Genomic DNA, 16,730 nt, shown 5'->3' with positions numbered 1-16,730 from the left:
AACGGGATTTCGGTTTACTTTGCGCCTTGGCGGCTTTGCGTGACAAGAAAGGAAGACGGTCATGTCCATGGAAGAAAAGATCAGAGAGCTGAAGGACCGGAAGAGCGAGCTTAAGCTGGGGGGCGGTCGGGCCAAGATAGACCAGCAGCACGCCAACGGCAGCATGACGGCGCGGGAGCGGGTCGAGACCCTGGTCGACAAGGACAGTTTTCAGGAGGTGGGTATCTTCGCGAAGCACCGCTGCACGAACTTCGGTATGGCGGACAAGGAACTCGCCGCCGAAGGGGTGGTAACCGGCGCCGGTACCGTCGGCGGCCGCCTGGTCCACCTGGCCAGCCAGGACTTCACCGTCTCGGGTGGGGCGGCGGGCGAGGTGCATAGCGACAAGATCGTCCAGGCCATGGAGGCATCCCTCAAGACGGGCTCACCTTTCATCTTCATGAACGATTCGGGAGGGGCCCGCATCCAGGAGGGGATCGACTCACTCGCCGGCTACGGCAGGATCTTCTACCACAACGTCATGCTCTCCGGGGTGGTGCCGCAGATTTCACTCATCTGCGGGCCCTGCGCCGGCGGCGCTGCCTACAGCCCGGCCCTCACCGACTTCATTATCCAGACCGCCAACGCCCGCATGTTCATTACCGGCCCCTCGGTCATCAAGGAGGCCACCGGCGAGGAGATCAGCGCGGAGGCGCTTGGTGGCCCGCTTTCGCAGATGAACTGCGCGGGGGTCGCGCACTTCCTGGCGGAAAACGACCTGGTTGCCCTAAAGATCTGCAAGAAGCTGCTGTCCTTCCTGCCGTCCAACAACCTGGATGACGCGCCGCAGACGGAATGGAACGACATGATCGTACCGGACAAGACGCTGAACGGTCTGGTGCCGGTCGAGGCGAAGAAAAGTTACGATGTCCGCACCATCATCAGCCGCCTGGTCGACTCCGCCGAGTTCCTGGAGGTGCAGCCCCTTTTCGCTCCGAATCTCGTCGTGGGCTTTGCCAGGATAGCGGGGCGCAGCATCGGAGTCGTGGCAAACCAGCCGTGCGTGCTGGCCGGAGCCCTGGACATCAATGCCTCCGACAAGGGCGCGCGCTTCGTACGCTTCTGCAATGCCTTCAACATCCCCCTGGTCACCTTGGTCGATGTCCCCGGTTTCCTGCCGGGGGTGCAGCAGGAGCAGGGTGGAATCATCCGCCACGGGGCCAAGATGCTCTTTGCCTACTCGTCCGCTACCGTTCCAAAGATCACGGTGATCCTGCGAAAGGCCTATGGCGGGGCATTCCTCGCCATGTGCGGCAAGGACCTGGAGACCGACCGGGTGCTGGCCTGGCCAACGGCGGAGATCGCGGTTATGGGGCCGCAAGGCGCGGTCAATGTCATTTTCCGCGACGAAATCGCCAAGGCGGCAGATTCCAGGCAGAAGCGCGAGGAATTGATGGCATCATACCAGGCGACGTTCGCCACCCCTTATGCCGCGGCGGCTCGCCGGGAGATCGACGATATCATTGAGCCGGCCGACACGAGGCGCCAGCTGGCGATGACGCTGGACATTCTGCATACCAAGCGGGAGTTCCGGCCGATGAAGAAGCACGGCCTGATACCGCTTTGAGAGGAAGCCATGGAACAGCGGACAGAGCAAGACTCCGAGATAACTCCCGAGCTCCTGATGGTGATGTCGGCCTCCATTGCCGCCTATCTCGGGAAGACGGTCCGGATCAGGAAGGCAAGGTTCGTGGACCCGCAGCAGGCCAACGCCTGGGGCCAGTCGAGCAGGGTCGTCCTGCAGGCATCCCATAACCTCAGACGATGATGCTTCTGCCTGTTGCAGGAGCGGCCGCCCGGCCGCTAAGGAACGCTGATGGTTCGCCGCCGGGAGGCCGCGCCTACGATACACGTCGCGTTGCCGACCGACGCAGAGCCTAAAGGAGAAGAGCCGTGCAGCTGAATCTGACCATAGACGGGAAGAAATATCTGGTTGACGTGGAGGTGGAAGAGGGCGAAGAGGTGCGGCTGCCTACGGCATTCCCCGAGCCGACCTCGACGCTGCAGGCTTTCCCGACCGCTCCGGTAGTGGCCGCGGCCCCCGCTCCGGTAACCGGAGGGCCGGGGGACGAGAAGATCTGTCGCAGCCCGATCGCAGGGGTCGTCTTCAAGATCGTGGCCCAGGTCGGACAGCACCTGGAGGTCAACGACCTGCTGGTGATCCTGGAAGCGATGAAGATGGAGACCAACATCACCGCCCACGTGTCAGGGACGGTGGCGAAGATCCTGGTCTCGCTGGGAGAAGCCGTAAAACCGGGGCAGGCGATTGCTGAGTTCGAGTGAGATCGGCCGGAGCGACGCGCGTCGACAGGCTAGGCAGGAATGGTCTTCAGTCCCAAAGTGCATTTTGAAGCCCCTTCGAGTCGAAGGGCGTGGCAGGTAACACCACAACTGACAAGGAGGCGTTATGGGAAAGGTAAAAGTGTTGCTGCTGGTAGTAGTGGCCGTCGTGTTCGCGGTCTCGACCGCATTTGCCGCTGAACATGAGTTCAAGGCAAAGCTAACCCCGAAGGAAGAGCTCAAGAAGCCTGATTCAAAAGCTTCCGGAAAAGCGGAATTCAGGCTGTACGACAACGAGAGGAAGCTCAAGTTCAGGGTACATGTGAAGAACCTCGTGGACGGCAACGCCGCCCACATCCATCTCGGAAAGAAAGGGGAAGATGGTCCGCCGGTAGCGACTCTCTTCAGCGGCAGCAAGAAGGGGAAATTCAGCGGTATCTTGGCGGAGGGGACCATAAACAGCGAGGATCTGCTTGGTGACTTCAAAGGGAAGATGGGTGAACTGGCGACACTGCTGAAGTCCGGCGGGGCCTACGTGAACGTCCACACCGACGCCAACCCGGATGGAGAGATAAGGGGACAGATAAAGAGAGATTAGCTTAAGCCTTCGCGCCCCTCCCCCTCGAGCGGGAGGGGCCTCACCTCACCGCTGCCTCTTCCGTCCCCTTCTCCTCTTCAATGAGTAAAAGTTCGGTCACCTCGCCCTCCGGCAACTCTGCCTCGTCCGCTCCCAGCACCCCCCTTGCCTCCTGCGCCGGCAACTGCTCGATTCCCTGCATCTTCTTCTGGATCCGTCGGGTGCGGGTTGCCGCGGTGTCGATGCTGGAGGAGGCTTCATCCAGCTTCTTCCGGGTCTTCTCCAGCAAGGTGCCGAAGGTCATGAACTCGGCCTTGATGGCGCCGAGGAGGCGCCAGACCTCGCTGCTGCGCTTCTCGATGGTGAGGGTCCTGAATCCGAGGCTGAGGGAGGAGAGGAGGGCGGCGATGGTGGTGGGGCCGGCCACGATGACCTTGTGCTCGCGCAGGATGGTATCGAACAACCCGGGTCGGCTGAGCACGGTGGCGTAGCTCCCTTCGTTGACCAGGAACATGATGGCGAAATCGGTGGTATCGGGCGGGGAGATGTACTTGTCGCAGATCATCTTCGCCATCTGCACGACCGTCCTGTCCAGCTGCCTGGTGGCCTCCGCAACGGCGGTCTGATTCCCCTCCTCCTGCGCATCCAAAAGCCGCAAATAATCTTCCTGCGGAAATTTCGCGTCGATAGGCAGCCAGAGGGGCTTATCGTCCCTGCCCGGCAGCCGGACCGCGAACTCCACCCTGGCATCGCTTCCGGGCTTGGTGGCGACGTTGGCTCCGTACTGGTCCGGGGTCAGGATCTGCTCCAGCAGGTTGTGCAACTGGACCTCGCCGAGAGTCCCGCGGGTCTTGATGTTGGAGAGGACCTTCTTGAGATCGCCCACCCCCGCGGCCAGCGATTGCATCTCCCCCAGTCCCTTGTGGACCTGTTCGAGTTGCCCGCTCACCTGCTTGAACGACTCACCTAGTCTCTTCTCCAGCGTCTCGTGAAGCTTCTCGTCCACCGTGGCCCGCATCTGCTCCAGCTTCTTGGCATTGTCTTCCTGAAGCCACTTGAGTCGCTGGTCGACGGTCTCCCGCAACTTGTCCAGGCGCTGCTCGTTACTGGCCGTGAGGGTTCCCAACTGCTGGCTGAAACCCTCCAGCTGTCCCTTCTGCAGCGAGGCCATATCCATCATCCTTCTCTGCACGGCCTCTCCGAACTGCCGCTGGCTTCCCGACAGTTCCTCCCGGTTTCTTCCCAATTCCGCCTGGAAGGTCCGTTCCAGCTGCTCCAACCTTTTCTCAATGTGGTCGAACCGTGCTTCCGATAAGGAGCCACGTTTCAAGGCGAGATAGCAGCATATGGAGACGACCAGCGTGGAGCCGGAGACCAGCAGGCCTATGAAGGGGAGGAGGTCCTGACTCATCTCTTCTCCAGGCCGTCCAGGAATCGGAGGAGCGTGGCGTTGAATTCTTCCGGCTGTTCCATATTCACCATGTGCCCGGCGTTCTGGATGATGCGGCTTTGGCAGGAGGGAAGGCCGGAGGTCAGGAGCTGAAGCGAGTAAGGCGAGGCGGTGCGGTCCTCGGCACCGGCCAGGACGATGGACGGCTTCCTGAAAGTGGGGAGAAGCGGAGTGTAGTCCTTCCTGTCACGCATCCCCAGCAGTCCGCCTGCCAGCGCCCTCGGATTGGTCTCCCGCATCCAGGAGGTGACCCTGGCGACCAGCTGCGGTTTCTCCTGAATCGTGCCGGGGGCGAAGAGGAGCTCGGCGAAGATCTTGATGATCGGATTGGCGCCGAGGCGTTCCGCTTCGGCAGCCATGTCAGTTCTGCGGGCGCGCCCGAGCTCGTCGTCGGCGGAGCTCTTGGTGGCGATGAAGCAGGCGGCGCGGACCCGGTCCGGGTGGCGCTCCAGCAGGTTCATGAGGATATAGCCCCCCATGGACATGCCGCCTACCACCGCCTGGTCGATCTTGAGCGCGTCCATAAGCGCCACCACATCATCGGCGAAGCCGTCGATGCTGTAACCGGAGAGAGGAGCTTCGCTCGCTCCGAAACCGCGGAGGTCGGGGGCGATAACCCGGTATCCGCCGCCGGTGAGAGCCTGGAATTGAGGTTGCCACATCTGGCGGTTCAGGGGGAATCCGTGAACCAGGACTATCGCCGCTCCCTCCCCGCGGTCGTCGTAAGCCATCTCTATATCGTTAACTTTGATTTTCATAGCAGAGTCCTTTTGTTGTGTCTCCCCTCGCCCTGCGGGCCTGCAGGCCTGCGCGCCGAAGCGCTTCGGCGCGCAAGCGGGAGAGCAAGGGGCGGGGGTGGGGGCAGTCGTCATTATCTGTGCTAGTTCAGCTACCGATTCACTGCCTTGCGTGCTTCGACAAGCTCAGCACGAACGGCTTTCACAGGGTTTTATCGAGGGGAGCGCTCCCTGGTGCCTGTAGTTTTTACGGTTGTATCAGATTCGCTCAGATTCTGATCCCGCGCTAAAAGCCTTTGGTGTGTTAGCTTTTCTCCGCGTGCCTCCGAGGCCAACGGATGGGGTTTTTAAAATCCGGTCAATTATGCCAAAGCCGGTCCCGCAGTCCAGATCTTCTAATGATACGCCGGCGGACGGCGGCAAGGAAAAGCTCGTCCGCCCCCATGACCTCCACCGATTTCTTCGCCCTGGTTATGGCAGTGTAGATCAGCTCGCGGGTCAGGATCGGCGCGTCGCGGTCCGGGAGAATCAGCAGCACGTTGTCGAACTCCGACCCTTGGCTCTTGTGCACGGTCATGGCGAAGGCCGGCTCGTGCTCCGGTAGCCTCAGGGGCAGCACCTTGCGCATCTGCCCGGACCCGGAGGGTAAGAAGGCGCGCAGATCGCCGCCGGACTCGGGGTCCCTGAGAATAAGCCCAACGTCCCCGTTGAATAGGCCGATGTTGTAGTCATTGCAGGTGATCATCACCGGCTCCCCAGCGTACCAGCGTCCTTCGGGATGGATCAGGCCCGCCTTCGCCAGGCGTTCCCGAACCAGCAGGTTGATGGCGTCGACTCCATAGGGGCCGTTTCGCATGGCGCAGAGGATCCGGAATCTCCCGAAACGGGCAAAGGCTTCCTCCGCCGAATCAGCTTCGAGATATTCCGAAAAGCCTGCCAGGATCCGTCCGGCCAGGGCATCGGCAAGGCCGGCTGCCGAGGGCGTCGGGGCGATGGAGATATCGCCATCCTCCTCAGTCATCAATGCCGCAAGGGCACCGGCGCCGTCGCCTGAGTTGACCATGGCGCCGACCTTCCCTATTCCACTGGATGAGGAGAACCGGTAGCTTTTCTTGAGGAGCACCACGGCGTCTCCGAGCCGGCTGACTGATTGCTGCTCCGGAAGGCTGTCTCCTCCCACTTCAGCGGCCAGTGTTGCGAAATCAGCGGAGAATCCCTCGGCACCCCCGGAGTTGCAGATGTCTCCCAGGACGGCGCCTGCTTCAACCGAAGCCAACTGGTCGCGGTCGCCGAGGAGTATGAGCCGGGTGTCGTGTCGCAGGGCGTCGACCAGCTTGGCCATCAGCGGCAGGGAGACCATCGAGGCTTCGTCAACGATAACGACGTCGTACGGTAGCGGATTTTCACTGTTGTGGCGGAAGCTGCAGGACCCCTTCAGGTAGCCGAGCAGCCGGTGCAAGGTGAAGACATCCTCCGGTATCAGCGCCCGCACATCATCAGTGCAGTCGACCCCGCCTGACATCGATTCCTTGAGCCGTGCGGCGGCCTTCCCTGTCGGGGCGGCGAGGGCGATGCGGCAGCTCTCTCCACCTTGCTGCTCCAGGAGCAGGGCCAGGACCTTGATCACTGTTGAGGTCTTGCCGGTTCCGGGGCCTCCCGAGATGACACAGAAGCGTCTGGTCACCGCCGCGATCGCGGCCACACGCTGCCAGTCTGTTTCGCCACGATCAGGGAAGAGGCGAGCGGCGCCTTCCTTGAGAAGGCTCCTGTTGATGGGTACCGGCGCCCCCCTTTCCAGAATCGCTTGGGCCAGTTCCTGTTCGTAGCGCCAATAGCGGTGCAGGTAGAGCCGGTTCGCCTCGTCCAGTATCAGAGGCTTGAACTCTCCAGGTGCACCGACTACAGAGAAGGAGGCCAGGCGTTTTGTCCATTCCTCCACCTTCAGGATACCGAAGGCAGCGGCATCGCCCTCGTTGACGGCAGAAGCAAGGTCGAGGCAGACATCTCCGGCCACGACGCCACGGCTCAGGAGGGCTGCTGCCGCCTCGAGATGAGGATCGGAGCTTCCCGCCTGCCGGCAGATGAAAGAGGCGAAGTGCCTATCGATGTCGTTAAGTTGAACTCCTTCAGGAGTCATGGTGGTCACCGTAATCAAAAGATCTCCCCTCCCCCTCCGGGCCTGCGCGCTGAAGCTCTTCGGCGCGAGGGGAAAGGGTGAGGGTCGCCATTATCTGAGCTAGTGCTGCTATTTTGAAACCCACTGCATTGCGTGCTTCGACAGGCTCGGCATGAACGGTCAGCATAACCGGCTTGCGTGCTTCGACGAGCTCGGCACGAACGGTTCACACGGCCTTGCATGCTTCGACAGCTCGCGGGAATGAATAACGTACCGCTGCACTATGAAAGCCGTTCGTCCTGAGCCTGTCAAAGGGCGCATTTATAAGGGCAGAACCCCTTGATCCCTATCGTAGATGGGGGCCGCGGGTTTCGCCCCCTTGGCTGGAGCGGCAGGCTCCGGAGACGAACCCTGCACAGCCCCGACCAGCACTTTTGACAGCTCCTCTATCAATGCCTTCGGCGGACGATCCGCGAAAATGCCGTTCCCGTTGCCGTCGACACCACGGAGGAAGACGTAGAAAACTCCGCCGAAATGCCGGTCGTAGTCATAGCCCGGAATCCGGAGCCTGAGGTAATTGTCCAGTGCCACGGTGTAGAGGAGGTACTGGAGCGGATAGAGGTTGTGCTCCATCTCCCGGCGCATTCCTGGTCCGTCATAATCCTCCACCCTGTTACCCAGGTGGTTCGACTTCCAGTCCAGGATGTAGTAGCGCCCGCCGTGCTCGACCACCAGGTCCATGAAGCCCCGCAGCATCCCTTGCACGGGCGCGAACGAAAGCCGGCTGAACAGCTCCATCAGGTCAACAGGAAAGGCCTGTTTCGAGAAGTGCGACACGGCCTCCCGCAACCGCTCCGAGGTCACGGCAGCGAGCGGGAAGAAGAATTCCAGCTCTGTCAGCCGCCGGTCCCCTCCTACCTGGGAAAGAGCGAAGTTCTCCTCGCCCAGCGGGGCTTGCAGCACGTTCTGCACCATCGAGGACACCGCGCCTTTCCACTCCGGCGCAAATCCATGGTTCTTCAGCAACTCTGCCACCAGGGCGTCGAGCGCTTCACGGTGCGAGGTGAAGTCATACTTCTCGAATATCTCATGGAGGAAGATACCGGCCTTGGCACCGCGAGGGAAGGCGAAAATGCCCGTCGCTTCCACGGGTTGTGCCGGTTGGGGCGCCGCATCGCGCGAACCTTCGTCTCGATCGGGAAGCTCCGCGGCATGGTGCTGTGTGGTGGCCAGCGAGGTGAAGCTTGCCACCCGCCACTCTCTGGTTATCGTGCCCTTGAATTCCTTCGGCCTGAGTTCGGACTCGTCGACAGCTTTCGGAAGGTAGAGCTCCCGATCCGCAGCCGGAATAGGGAGCACCTCTATCGCACCATCCGAGGAAGCTGCCAGCTCGGCCAGCTCGGCAAGTATCGCCTCGTCCGTGAGCGTCACCTGCCCCCTGGCCGGTTTTACGTCACGGTGCAGGAGGTAATGCATGGCCGAATCACCGGCATCCTTGAAGGCGCCCCAGACCAGGTAGGTGCGGTGCTTGCCGCGGGTCAAGGCGACGTAGAGGAGCCTCAGGCTTTCCGCCAGGGCCTCCCGCCGCGCCAGCTCCTTGTGCGCGGCAAGCTCGGGCGAGCCGATGTCGAGCACGACCCTTCCATTTTCATCATGGTAGAGGGCGCCCTCGTCCTTGCCGCCGAACTCGGACCAGCAGAAGGGGAGGAAGACGATCGGGTACTCAAGCCCCTTGCTCTTGTGGATGGTCACCAGCTGCACCGCCGCCTCATCGGTTTCCAGGCGGATCTCATGCTCTTCCTTCTTCGGCTCCTCCGTGATGCGGCAGGCGAGCCAGGCGATGACGCCTTCCATCCCCAGATGCCCTTCGACCTGGGCCTGGTGGATCGTCTCCACCGTGTGCAGCAGGTTCGTCAGCCGCCGCTCGCCCATCGCGGCCGACAACAGGCGCTCCCGGACCATGCGGCGCTCCATGAAGCGCAGGGACATCGCCATGCAGCCGCTGGCCTTCCAGGTCTCGTGGTAGCTGCGGAATTCCTCGAGGACCGTTTCCCAAAGCGTCTCGTCTGCCATCAATTCTGCCAGCTGACCGCCGCCAACACCGACCAGGTCGGTCGCCAGCGCTCCCCGCAGCAGCGCCTCGTGCCCCGGCTCGGCCACCGCCGAGAGGATTCTCAGCAGCTCGGCTGCTTCCTCGGATTCGAATAGGTTGCCTGCGCTGCAAAGGACGCTGGGGATCGCCCGGCGGGTGAGGGCGCGCTGCATGAGCTTTGCCTGCCGGTTCGCCCGGACGAGGACCGCGATGTCCCCAGGCTGCACGGGGCGCTTATCGCCATCCGGCCCCTCTATTTGCAACGTCCCCGCGGCCCCGGCCCGAAGCAGCCTGGAAATTTCCGAGGCCACGCTTTCCGGGAGCATTTCCCACGCATCTCCCTTGTTGATCGGCTTCCCCGCCTCCTTGCGTGGCGTGAACCAGAACTTCAGCGGAGGCGTGTTCTCGCCCTTCTCGGTCAGTATCCTGGTCTTTTGCTCCGCGGCCTGAACAGGGGTAAACGGAATGTCCTCGAACAGAAACGGCAGCTCCTTGAACTTGAAGATGCTGTTCACCGCGCTGATCAACGGCGGCTCCGAGCGCCAGTTTTCTAGGAGCGTATGCTTGGCCTCGGTATTTCTGGCCGCACCGATGTAGGCGAAGATGTCGGCGCCGCGGAAACTGTAGATCGCCTGCTTCGGATCGCCGATCAGGAAGAACGGGGAGGAATTTCCTTTCGGGTAGATGGAGTTGAAGATCTCGAACTGCACCGGGTCCGTGTCCTGGAACTCGTCGATCAGACTGGCCTGGTAACGCTCGCGGATCAGCCGCGGCAGCGTCGACCCCTGGCGTTTGAGCGCGAGGTGGAGATCGAGGAGGAGGTCGTCAAAGGAGCGGATGTTCCTCACCTGTTTTCGCTTCGGAAGTTCCTGCGCCAGGTAATCGAAGAAGCCCCTCTTCAGCGAGAAGAGCCACTCTTCGATTTCCTCGGTCGAGGAAGGCGGAGCGGGAATTACCGAGGCGAAAGGATCCGCGCAGACGCGCCTGGCCATGGCGAGCAGGGAGCCTGGGGAGATGCCTGCGTCGGTGGCAGCCGCGACCCTCTCCCGAGGTGCGCCGTAGCATTTGATGCGCCAGTAATCCTGGGCGATTTCCCTGAGGACCATTCCCTGGTCCGTCATCAATTCCGTGTCGCAAAGCGATCCACTTTCGAATGGATGCTCCTGCAGGATGCGCTGGCAGAATCCGTGTATGGTGAAGATCGCGGCCTCGTCGAAGGATCGCACCGCACTCGCCAGCAGCCGCTTCGCGTCCGCGTGATCCTTGATCTTCAGCAGCAGTCCCGACAGGAGCGGGTCTTTCACGTCTCCCTGTTCGAAAGCCTCCCCAGCCTCCTTCAGTCTTTTCCGGATCCTCTCCCTCAGCTCCTTGGTGGCCGCCTCGGTAAAAGTCACCACCAGGATCTCGGAGACCTTCAGGCGCAGCTCGAGCACGAGCCGCAGGTACACCCCGGCGATGGTGAAGGTCTTCCCGGTCCCGGCGCTGGCCTCGATGAGGTTGCGCCCGGCAAGGGGGGTATTGAGGAGGTCGAACTTTTTCATTTCTCTCGTACCAGCTTGGTTTTCGTGGGAGGCGGCGGCAAAGGGGGACTTTACAACCGTTTATCGTTTCTTCTTGCCGTCGGTTACCTGGCAGCCCAGCAGCGGCTCCCAGACGGCAACGGCGGTGGCGATGAATTCCTCGTCCAGGGGGTCCTCGTCGCCGAAACAGCGGCGGCAGTGGCACTCCTTCCCTTCGCCGGGATAGAACTCGCTGCCGTGCCATTTACCCTTGGCATCGGCCAGCGCCCTGGCTGCCTTCTTCGGATCCCTCGCCTTCTTCGCGTACTCGAGCGACGCCTCCGGGAAGAACTTCACCGGGTATCCCATTCCCCTCAGGTAAAGCGCCAGAAGCTGGTCAAGCAGGTTCCGGCAGTCCTCGACGGGGGGCAGGTTGACGGTCGCGTCGGCGGCGAGGAAGGTGGACTCCAGGGGATAACCCTCGGCAGCGGCGCAGTTCAGGGCCAGGTGCTCTACCCAGAGCCTCAGCTGATCCTTGGCCTTCAGGCTCGTATAGCGATAGAGGACCAGCCGGTCGGTCCTGATCGATCCGATCCTGCCGATTATCCGCCCCGCCGGAAGCTTGATGTCCACGTCCAGCGGCGGCAGGGTCTCTCCGCATGAGGCCTCGGAGACCTTGGCTGCGAATTCGGCTGCCGGTTCACTGAGTCTCTCGAAAAGGGCGGCGCCACATTCTCCGGGAGGGAGATCCCCCCGGCCGCGGGCCACGTCGAGGGCGGCGGAGACATCGTCCCCTCGCAGCACTGCCGCCACCATCTCCTGCTCCAGCTGATACTTCACCAGGGAACCGAGGCCGAACGGCTCGCATTCCTCGAGCGGCTCCACTCCCTGCTCGATCCTGATACCCAGCCGGCGGCGTAGCAGCTCCTTGGCCGGGCTGCACAGGAAATCAACCAGCGACTTCAGCGTTACCGTCGATTCTTCCTCGATCGGCGCCAGCGGCGACCGCATGAAGGGGGCTGGGATCAGCTCCGGAGTCAGCTTCGCCACGGCTCCGGCGCAGTTCTGCCTGGAGTAGCTGAAGAGAAGTGGGTCACCCCCGAAGTATTTCGGATTGAAGGGCTGCAGCGGGTGGCACACCGTCAAGGTCCGGGGAGGCCCGTCCCGCTTCTGGAATGTTTTCTCCGCATACTCCGTCAGTTCGCTCACCAGGACGCTCGGCGGCAGGTCGCTGTTGTCCTTCAGGCTCTGTCCCACATAGCTTATGTGGAGACGCTTGCGCGCCGACAGGAGCGCCTCCAGGAACAGGTAGTGATCCTCATCCCTCTTCGACTTGTCGCACGGCTGCGGGTTTTGCGCGATCCTGTCAAAAGCCTGCACCCGGTCCCTGCGGGGGAAGGCTCCATCGTCCATGCCGATCAGGGCCACGATGGGAAAGGGAATGCTGCGCATCGGCACCATCGCGCAGAAGGTTACTCCGCCGGCAAGAAAGCCGAAGCCGCTTTGTGACTGCCCCAGCCGCTCTTCGAGCCAGTAGCGCACCACCTCGATGCCGATTTCACCGGTGAATCCCGCCACCTCGCCGTAACTCCCCAGCTTCCCTGCCAGCTCCGTCAGCGAATGTACCTCGCGCTCGCCGTCCTGGTCCGGCTCTATGAAGTCGGTCAGCAGCTCCCTAAGGGCCTCCATCCAGTCGCCGGTGCTGCGCGGCCTGGTGAGGGCCCGGGTATGGGCGAAGAGCTTTTCGCAGAAGGACAGGAAGCGTCCGAGGACGACGGCGACACCACCTTCGATCTCGTCAAAGGGGAGGATGCCGTTGAAGAAGGAGCGGCCTTCGCCGTCGATGGCGTATCCCAGCAGCAGGCGGTTGAGCCCCGCCTCCCACGAGTTCTCCTGGAAGGGGGGGACCCCGTGCTCGCTCCGCTGGTCCGCGTCGATCCCCCACCTGATGTTGGCCGCCCTCAGCCAGTCCCGCACGGTCTCGAGGTCGTCGCCGCTCAGGTCGAAACGGCGGGCCACCGGGGGGGATTCCAGGATGTCGAGGACGCCGGAGACGCCGTACCTCCCGCCGCAGAGCCGCAGGATCGCCAGCAGGGCCCGCGCCGCCTCCCCCTCGCTCTTCATGCTCCTGTCAGCGATCGAGTAGGGGATCCGTTGCCCCCCCTCCTCCGGGGTGTCGAAGACGGCGGAGATGTAGGGTGCGTACGTCTCGATGTCCGGCGTCATGACCAGCACGTCGCGCGGTGTCAAGGTCGGGTCAGAGTTGAAAATGTCGAGGAGCGTGTCGTAGAGCACCTCGATCTCGCGCATGGGCGAGTGGCAGGAGTGCACCAGGATAGATTGGTCGCCGTGGAGGTCGCAGCCGCGGCTCTCGGTGCCCCGCAGGTCCAGAATGTCCGCCTGGATGGCGTGCAGCAGCGAGTCGGGCGGGATCTCCACGAAGGTCTCCTCGGTCTCTTGATCTCCGCAGCGGTCTATGATCGACTTGAAGAATTCCCTGCCGAGCTTCCCCCACGAGGCGAGCAGGGGATTCCCCGTCTCGAACCACAGATCCTGTCCCTGCCCTCCGCGATTTAGTTCCGCCAGTTTCTTCTCGGAGACGATTTCGCCCCAGTACTGACGGCAGGGGTTCAGAAGGAAGAGGTTGACCTCGATGTGCCGGGCCACCTGGACCAGGACCTTGAGGTAGAAGGGGGGCAGCGTCGGGATGCCGATCACCGACAGTCGAGGCTGGCCTCCCAGTGCGGCCGCCGACAGTCCCTCCTGGAATTCATGAAGCAGCCGCCCGCGGTGCTTCTCCCCTGTCCCGCCCGTCAGCTCGCGCCAGAGCTGGGCCTGCCACTCGTTCTCCTTCCCGGACTCCCACTCCAGGAGCATGTCGGGGCGGTAGACCGTGTACCTGTCGAAGGTGTCCGCGACCCGCCGGGCAAGCTGCATCCGCTTCACTCCGTCCCGGTCTTCGGCGAGGTACCCGGAGATCTCGCCGAAGCCTTCCCTCCCGATGCTCTCCTGAAGGAGCCCCATCAGCTTCCAGGTCATCACCTCGGGCTTGAAGTAGTCGGTCTGGGTAGGGCAGTCGGGAAGGACACGGCTGAAGATGAGGTCGATGATCTTGTTCGGGAAGGGGAAGTCGCAGTTGGCCCATACCCCCAGCCTCGAGGCAAGTTCCATCGAAAGCCAGCGCTGCATCCCCTTGCTCTGGACGACGATGACTTCCTTGGTGAAGGGGGTGAAAGGCGCGGGGAGCGGGGCGCGCACCACCTTCTCCAGGCCGTCCACCAACCGCTCCATGCTATTGCTGGTGTATATCTTCAGGGGCATCAGCGCTCCGACCTTGCGGATTCCACCTTCCGCCGAAGACCGGCAACGGGGGAGGAGGTGGCTGGGGCAGGCGAAAAAATGCTAGAAACATAGCACATGATTCGAGTGCTGTCTTCGCCAAAAAAGAGCGAGGCGTGTTCGATTTGCCCTCCCTGCAGGGGAGGGTGGCGGCCCTGCGCGTTTGCAAAGTCGACCCTGCCCTGTATATTCATTGGTGTAAGTACCTCGCGCTACAGCCTCAACCCTCGCTCAATCTCATCCAAAGGACGCCGCTCATGAAAGTCATCGACGAGGAAATCATCGCCCGCGCCTACTACCTGGTGAAGCCTTTGATGCCCCGCAAACTGCAGATTCAGATTCGAAGCCTGGTGGCCCAGCGTAAGCGGAAGAAACATGCCGCTGCCTGGCCGATAGATCACGGGGCCGCAACACGCCCGCCCGGTTTTTCAGGTTGGCCGCAGAAAAAGCGCTTCGCCGTGGTCCTTACCCATGACGTCGATACCGCCCGCGGTGTCGCCCGCTGCGAACAATTGATGGCACTTGAGGTTCAAGAAGGATTCCGTTCCTCGTTCAACTTCGTGGCCAAGGACTACTACCTTCCGGCAGAGCTGCGCCGCAGGTTGGTGACAGAGGGCTTCGAGGTGGGGGTGCACGGCCTGGAACACGGGAGGCAGCTGTATGAGTCGCCGGCGGCCTTCGCCCGGCATGCCGCCGGCATCAACGAGTATCTGAAGGAATGGGAGGCGGTGGGATTCCGTTCGCCGTGCATGTATCACGACTTCGACCTGCTCCACACCCTTGACATACGTTATGATGCCTCCTCCTTCGACACCGATCCTTTCGAGCCGCAGTCGGATGGGCTGAGGACCATTTTCCCGGTTCACCAGGCGAAGGTGCCGGGGAGGGAATATGTCGAGCTCCCCTACACGCTGCCGCAGGACTTCACCCTTTTCGTGCTGTTCAAGGAGCAGGACATCGCCATCTGGAAGGAGAAGCTCAGCTGGCTCGCGGAGCACGGGGGGATGGCCCTGCTGATCACCCATCCCGATTACATGGCATTCGAGCAGCGTCCCAACTTCGACGAATACGACCCTGAGCTCTACCGTGCTCTGCTGGAGCACATCAAGACCGAGTACCAGGGCCAGTACTGGCATCCGCTCCCCCAGGAGATGGCTTCCTTCTGGAGAGCGAGTGTCATGGCCTGAAAAACACCTTCCATATCGCGCTTTTATCGCCGATCTGGTCCTGTGATATCCGCTTATCATTTGCAGTTTTAACCCGAGCGTGATAGATTGCCCCCTTGGTCCTTCTTAAGGTCCAACCCTGCTCAATCCGGGAGCTTTTCATCATGCTTATTCTCACTCTCAACTGCCGTCGGTTTTCCGCGCAGTACCAACTCTTCGACTGGAGACGTGGAGTCTCCTTGGCTAACGGGAAGGTGGAGCGGATCGTGGTGGGGGATTCATTCATCACCCACAGGGTTCCCGGGCATGACCCGCAGCACCTGGACGGGGAGTGCGCTGACCACAAGGATGCGCTGAAGCTCATCCTGAAGACACTGACCGATCCGAGGATCGGGGTGATCGGGGACGCCGCCAGGATTGGGGCGGTGGGGCACCGGGTCGTGCACGGCGGGGAGAAGTTCACCCAATCCGTACTCATCGATGAGGACGTAACCGATGCCATCAAGGAGATGGCCTCCCTCGCTCCTCTGCACAACAATCCCAACCTGGCCGGAATCCATGCGGCGAGAGCGTTGTTACCTCACATACCCCACGTAGCAATCTTCGATACAGCCTTCCACCAGACCATGCCCGAAGAGGCCTATATCTACCCCGTCCCGTACGAGTGGTACAAAAAGCACGGCGTCAGGCGGTACGGTTTTCATGGCCAGTCCCATTTCTACGCAGCCAGAAGGGGCGCAGCTTTGGCAGGCGTCCCGCTGGAGCAGGCCAACATGGTCACGGTGCATACCGGCAACGGCGTCTCCCTCTGCGCCCTGCGTAACGGCGTCTCGGTCGACACCAGCATGGGGCTGACACCTCTGGAAGGGGTCATGATGGGGAACAGGTGCGGCGACATTGACGCAGGGATCGTTCCCTTCATGATCAACGAGGCGGGGATCTCGGCAAGCGAGATCGATCTGTTCATGAACCAGAAGAGCGGCCTGACCGGGATCGTGGGGCGCAGGATGACCCGGCGCAACCTCTTTGAAGAAGCCGGCAACGGCGATCCCCGCTGCCGCTTGGCCCTGGAGATGGAGTCCTACCGGCTCAGGAAGTACCTCGGCGGGTACCTCGCCGTCATCGGCAAGCCCGATGCCATCGTCTTCACCTACGGGGAAGGGTGGGAGGACTGGCCGATCCGCGGGATGGCGCTCATGGATATGGAGCAATTCGGCATCAAGATCGATGTGGAACGAGACCGTGAGGCGCTCCGTGGCGGCAAGGAGATGATGATCAGCACCGACGACTCGCGGGTCAAGGTCTTCGCCATGCCGTCCGGCGAGGACATGGTGCTCAATGAGGACGTGGCAGTGATCCTCGACTGGGAGAAGGAGATCCCTCACGCGGTGCGGGTGCCGGATTTCGAAGGCGTGCCGGCGGCGGTTTGATGCCG

At 62.0% G+C, this 16,730-nt stretch carries 11 protein-coding genes; 6 read left to right on the top strand and 5 right to left on the bottom strand.

Going from position 1 to position 16,730, the window contains the following annotated elements:
• Window positions 1-61: 61 nt before the first annotated feature.
• The 4 genes from AC11W3_RS00230 to AC11W3_RS00215 all read left to right on the top strand — a co-directional run bounded on the left by AC11W3_RS00230 (window position 62) and on the right by AC11W3_RS00215 (window position 2,917).
• Window positions 62-1,606 carry an acyl-CoA carboxylase subunit beta gene (locus tag AC11W3_RS00230; protein ID WP_484090955.1) on the top strand — a complete coding sequence of 515 codons (1,545 nt, stop codon included), beginning with the start codon at window positions 62-64 and terminating at the stop codon, window positions 1,604-1,606.
• A gap of 9 nt (window positions 1,607-1,615) precedes the next feature.
• Window positions 1,616-1,807 (top strand): hypothetical protein, encoded by a 192-nt coding sequence (locus AC11W3_RS00225; RefSeq protein WP_484090954.1) that lies wholly within the window; start codon window positions 1,616-1,618, stop codon window positions 1,805-1,807.
• A 125-nt stretch (window positions 1,808-1,932) separates the two neighbouring features.
• On the top strand, window positions 1,933-2,322 hold the full coding sequence (locus tag AC11W3_RS00220) for an acyl-CoA carboxylase biotin carboxyl carrier protein subunit (protein WP_484090953.1): 390 nt from the start codon (window positions 1,933-1,935) through the stop codon (window positions 2,320-2,322).
• A gap of 124 nt (window positions 2,323-2,446) precedes the next feature.
• Complete coding sequence (locus tag AC11W3_RS00215; protein ID WP_484090952.1) at window positions 2,447-2,917, top strand: CHRD domain-containing protein; 471 nt, start codon at window positions 2,447-2,449, stop codon at window positions 2,915-2,917.
• A gap of 40 nt (window positions 2,918-2,957) precedes the next feature.
• Here AC11W3_RS00215 and AC11W3_RS00210 read toward each other — a convergent pair whose 3' ends face one another.
• From AC11W3_RS00210 to recC, 5 genes are all read right to left on the bottom strand, one after another.
• Entirely contained in the window at window positions 2,958-4,307 is a 1,350-nt protein-coding gene (locus AC11W3_RS00210) for a DNA recombination protein RmuC (RefSeq protein WP_484090951.1), read from the bottom strand.
• Window positions 4,304-5,104, bottom strand: coding sequence for an alpha/beta fold hydrolase (locus AC11W3_RS00205; protein ID WP_484090950.1), 801 nt, complete (start codon window positions 5,102-5,104; stop codon window positions 4,304-4,306). The genes AC11W3_RS00210 and AC11W3_RS00205 overlap by 4 nt, the downstream gene beginning before the upstream one ends.
• 337 nt (window positions 5,105-5,441) lie before the next feature.
• On the bottom strand, window positions 5,442-7,229 hold the full coding sequence (gene recD, locus AC11W3_RS00200; protein WP_484090957.1) for an exodeoxyribonuclease V subunit alpha: 1,788 nt from the start codon (window positions 7,227-7,229) through the stop codon (window positions 5,442-5,444).
• 291 nt (window positions 7,230-7,520) lie between these two features.
• A complete protein-coding gene (gene recB, locus AC11W3_RS00195) occupies window positions 7,521-10,832 on the bottom strand; it encodes an exodeoxyribonuclease V subunit beta (RefSeq protein WP_484090949.1) in 3,312 nt (1,103 codons plus the stop codon).
• 60 nt (window positions 10,833-10,892) lie between these two features.
• Window positions 10,893-14,111, bottom strand: coding sequence for an exodeoxyribonuclease V subunit gamma (recC, locus tag AC11W3_RS00190; RefSeq protein WP_484092281.1), 3,219 nt, complete (start codon window positions 14,109-14,111; stop codon window positions 10,893-10,895).
• 275 nt (window positions 14,112-14,386) lie between these two features.
• On the opposite strand from recC, the gene AC11W3_RS00185 reads away from it, so the two are divergent.
• Both AC11W3_RS00185 and AC11W3_RS00180 read left to right on the top strand, forming a co-directional pair.
• Window positions 14,387-15,316 (top strand): polysaccharide deacetylase family protein, encoded by a 930-nt coding sequence (locus AC11W3_RS00185; protein WP_484090947.1) that lies wholly within the window; start codon window positions 14,387-14,389, stop codon window positions 15,314-15,316.
• A gap of 143 nt (window positions 15,317-15,459) precedes the next feature.
• Window positions 15,460-16,725 (top strand): acetate kinase, encoded by a 1,266-nt coding sequence (locus tag AC11W3_RS00180; protein ID WP_484092280.1) that lies wholly within the window; start codon window positions 15,460-15,462, stop codon window positions 16,723-16,725.
• Window positions 16,726-16,730 lie beyond the last annotated feature (5 nt).

This window comes from Geomonas sp., from assembly GCF_056994735.1.
This window is presented reverse-complemented; position numbering and strand designations above follow the sequence as displayed.

Bases quoted from the DNA above. Each gene is read 5' to 3' on its own strand.
- AC11W3_RS00230 (WP_484090955.1), top strand. From the start codon at position 62: ATGTCCATGGAAGAAAAGATCAGAGAGCTGAAGGACCGGAAGAGCGAG.
- AC11W3_RS00225 (WP_484090954.1), top strand. From the start codon at position 1,616: ATGGAACAGCGGACAGAGCAAGACTCCGAGATAACTCCCGAGCTCCTG.
- AC11W3_RS00215 (WP_484090952.1), top strand. From the start codon at position 2,447: ATGGGAAAGGTAAAAGTGTTGCTGCTGGTAGTAGTGGCCGTCGTGTTC.
- AC11W3_RS00210 (WP_484090951.1), bottom strand. From the start codon at position 4,307: ATGAGTCAGGACCTCCTCCCCTTCATAGGCCTGCTGGTCTCCGGCTCC.
- AC11W3_RS00205 (WP_484090950.1), bottom strand. From the start codon at position 5,104: ATGAAAATCAAAGTTAACGATATAGAGATGGCTTACGACGACCGCGGG.
- recB (WP_484090949.1), bottom strand. From the start codon at position 10,832: ATGAAAAAGTTCGACCTCCTCAATACCCCCCTTGCCGGGCGCAACCTC.
- recC (WP_484092281.1), bottom strand. From the start codon at position 14,111: ATGCCCCTGAAGATATACACCAGCAATAGCATGGAGCGGTTGGTGGAC.
- AC11W3_RS00185 (WP_484090947.1), top strand. From the start codon at position 14,387: ATGAAAGTCATCGACGAGGAAATCATCGCCCGCGCCTACTACCTGGTG.
- AC11W3_RS00180 (WP_484092280.1), top strand. From the start codon at position 15,460: ATGCTTATTCTCACTCTCAACTGCCGTCGGTTTTCCGCGCAGTACCAA.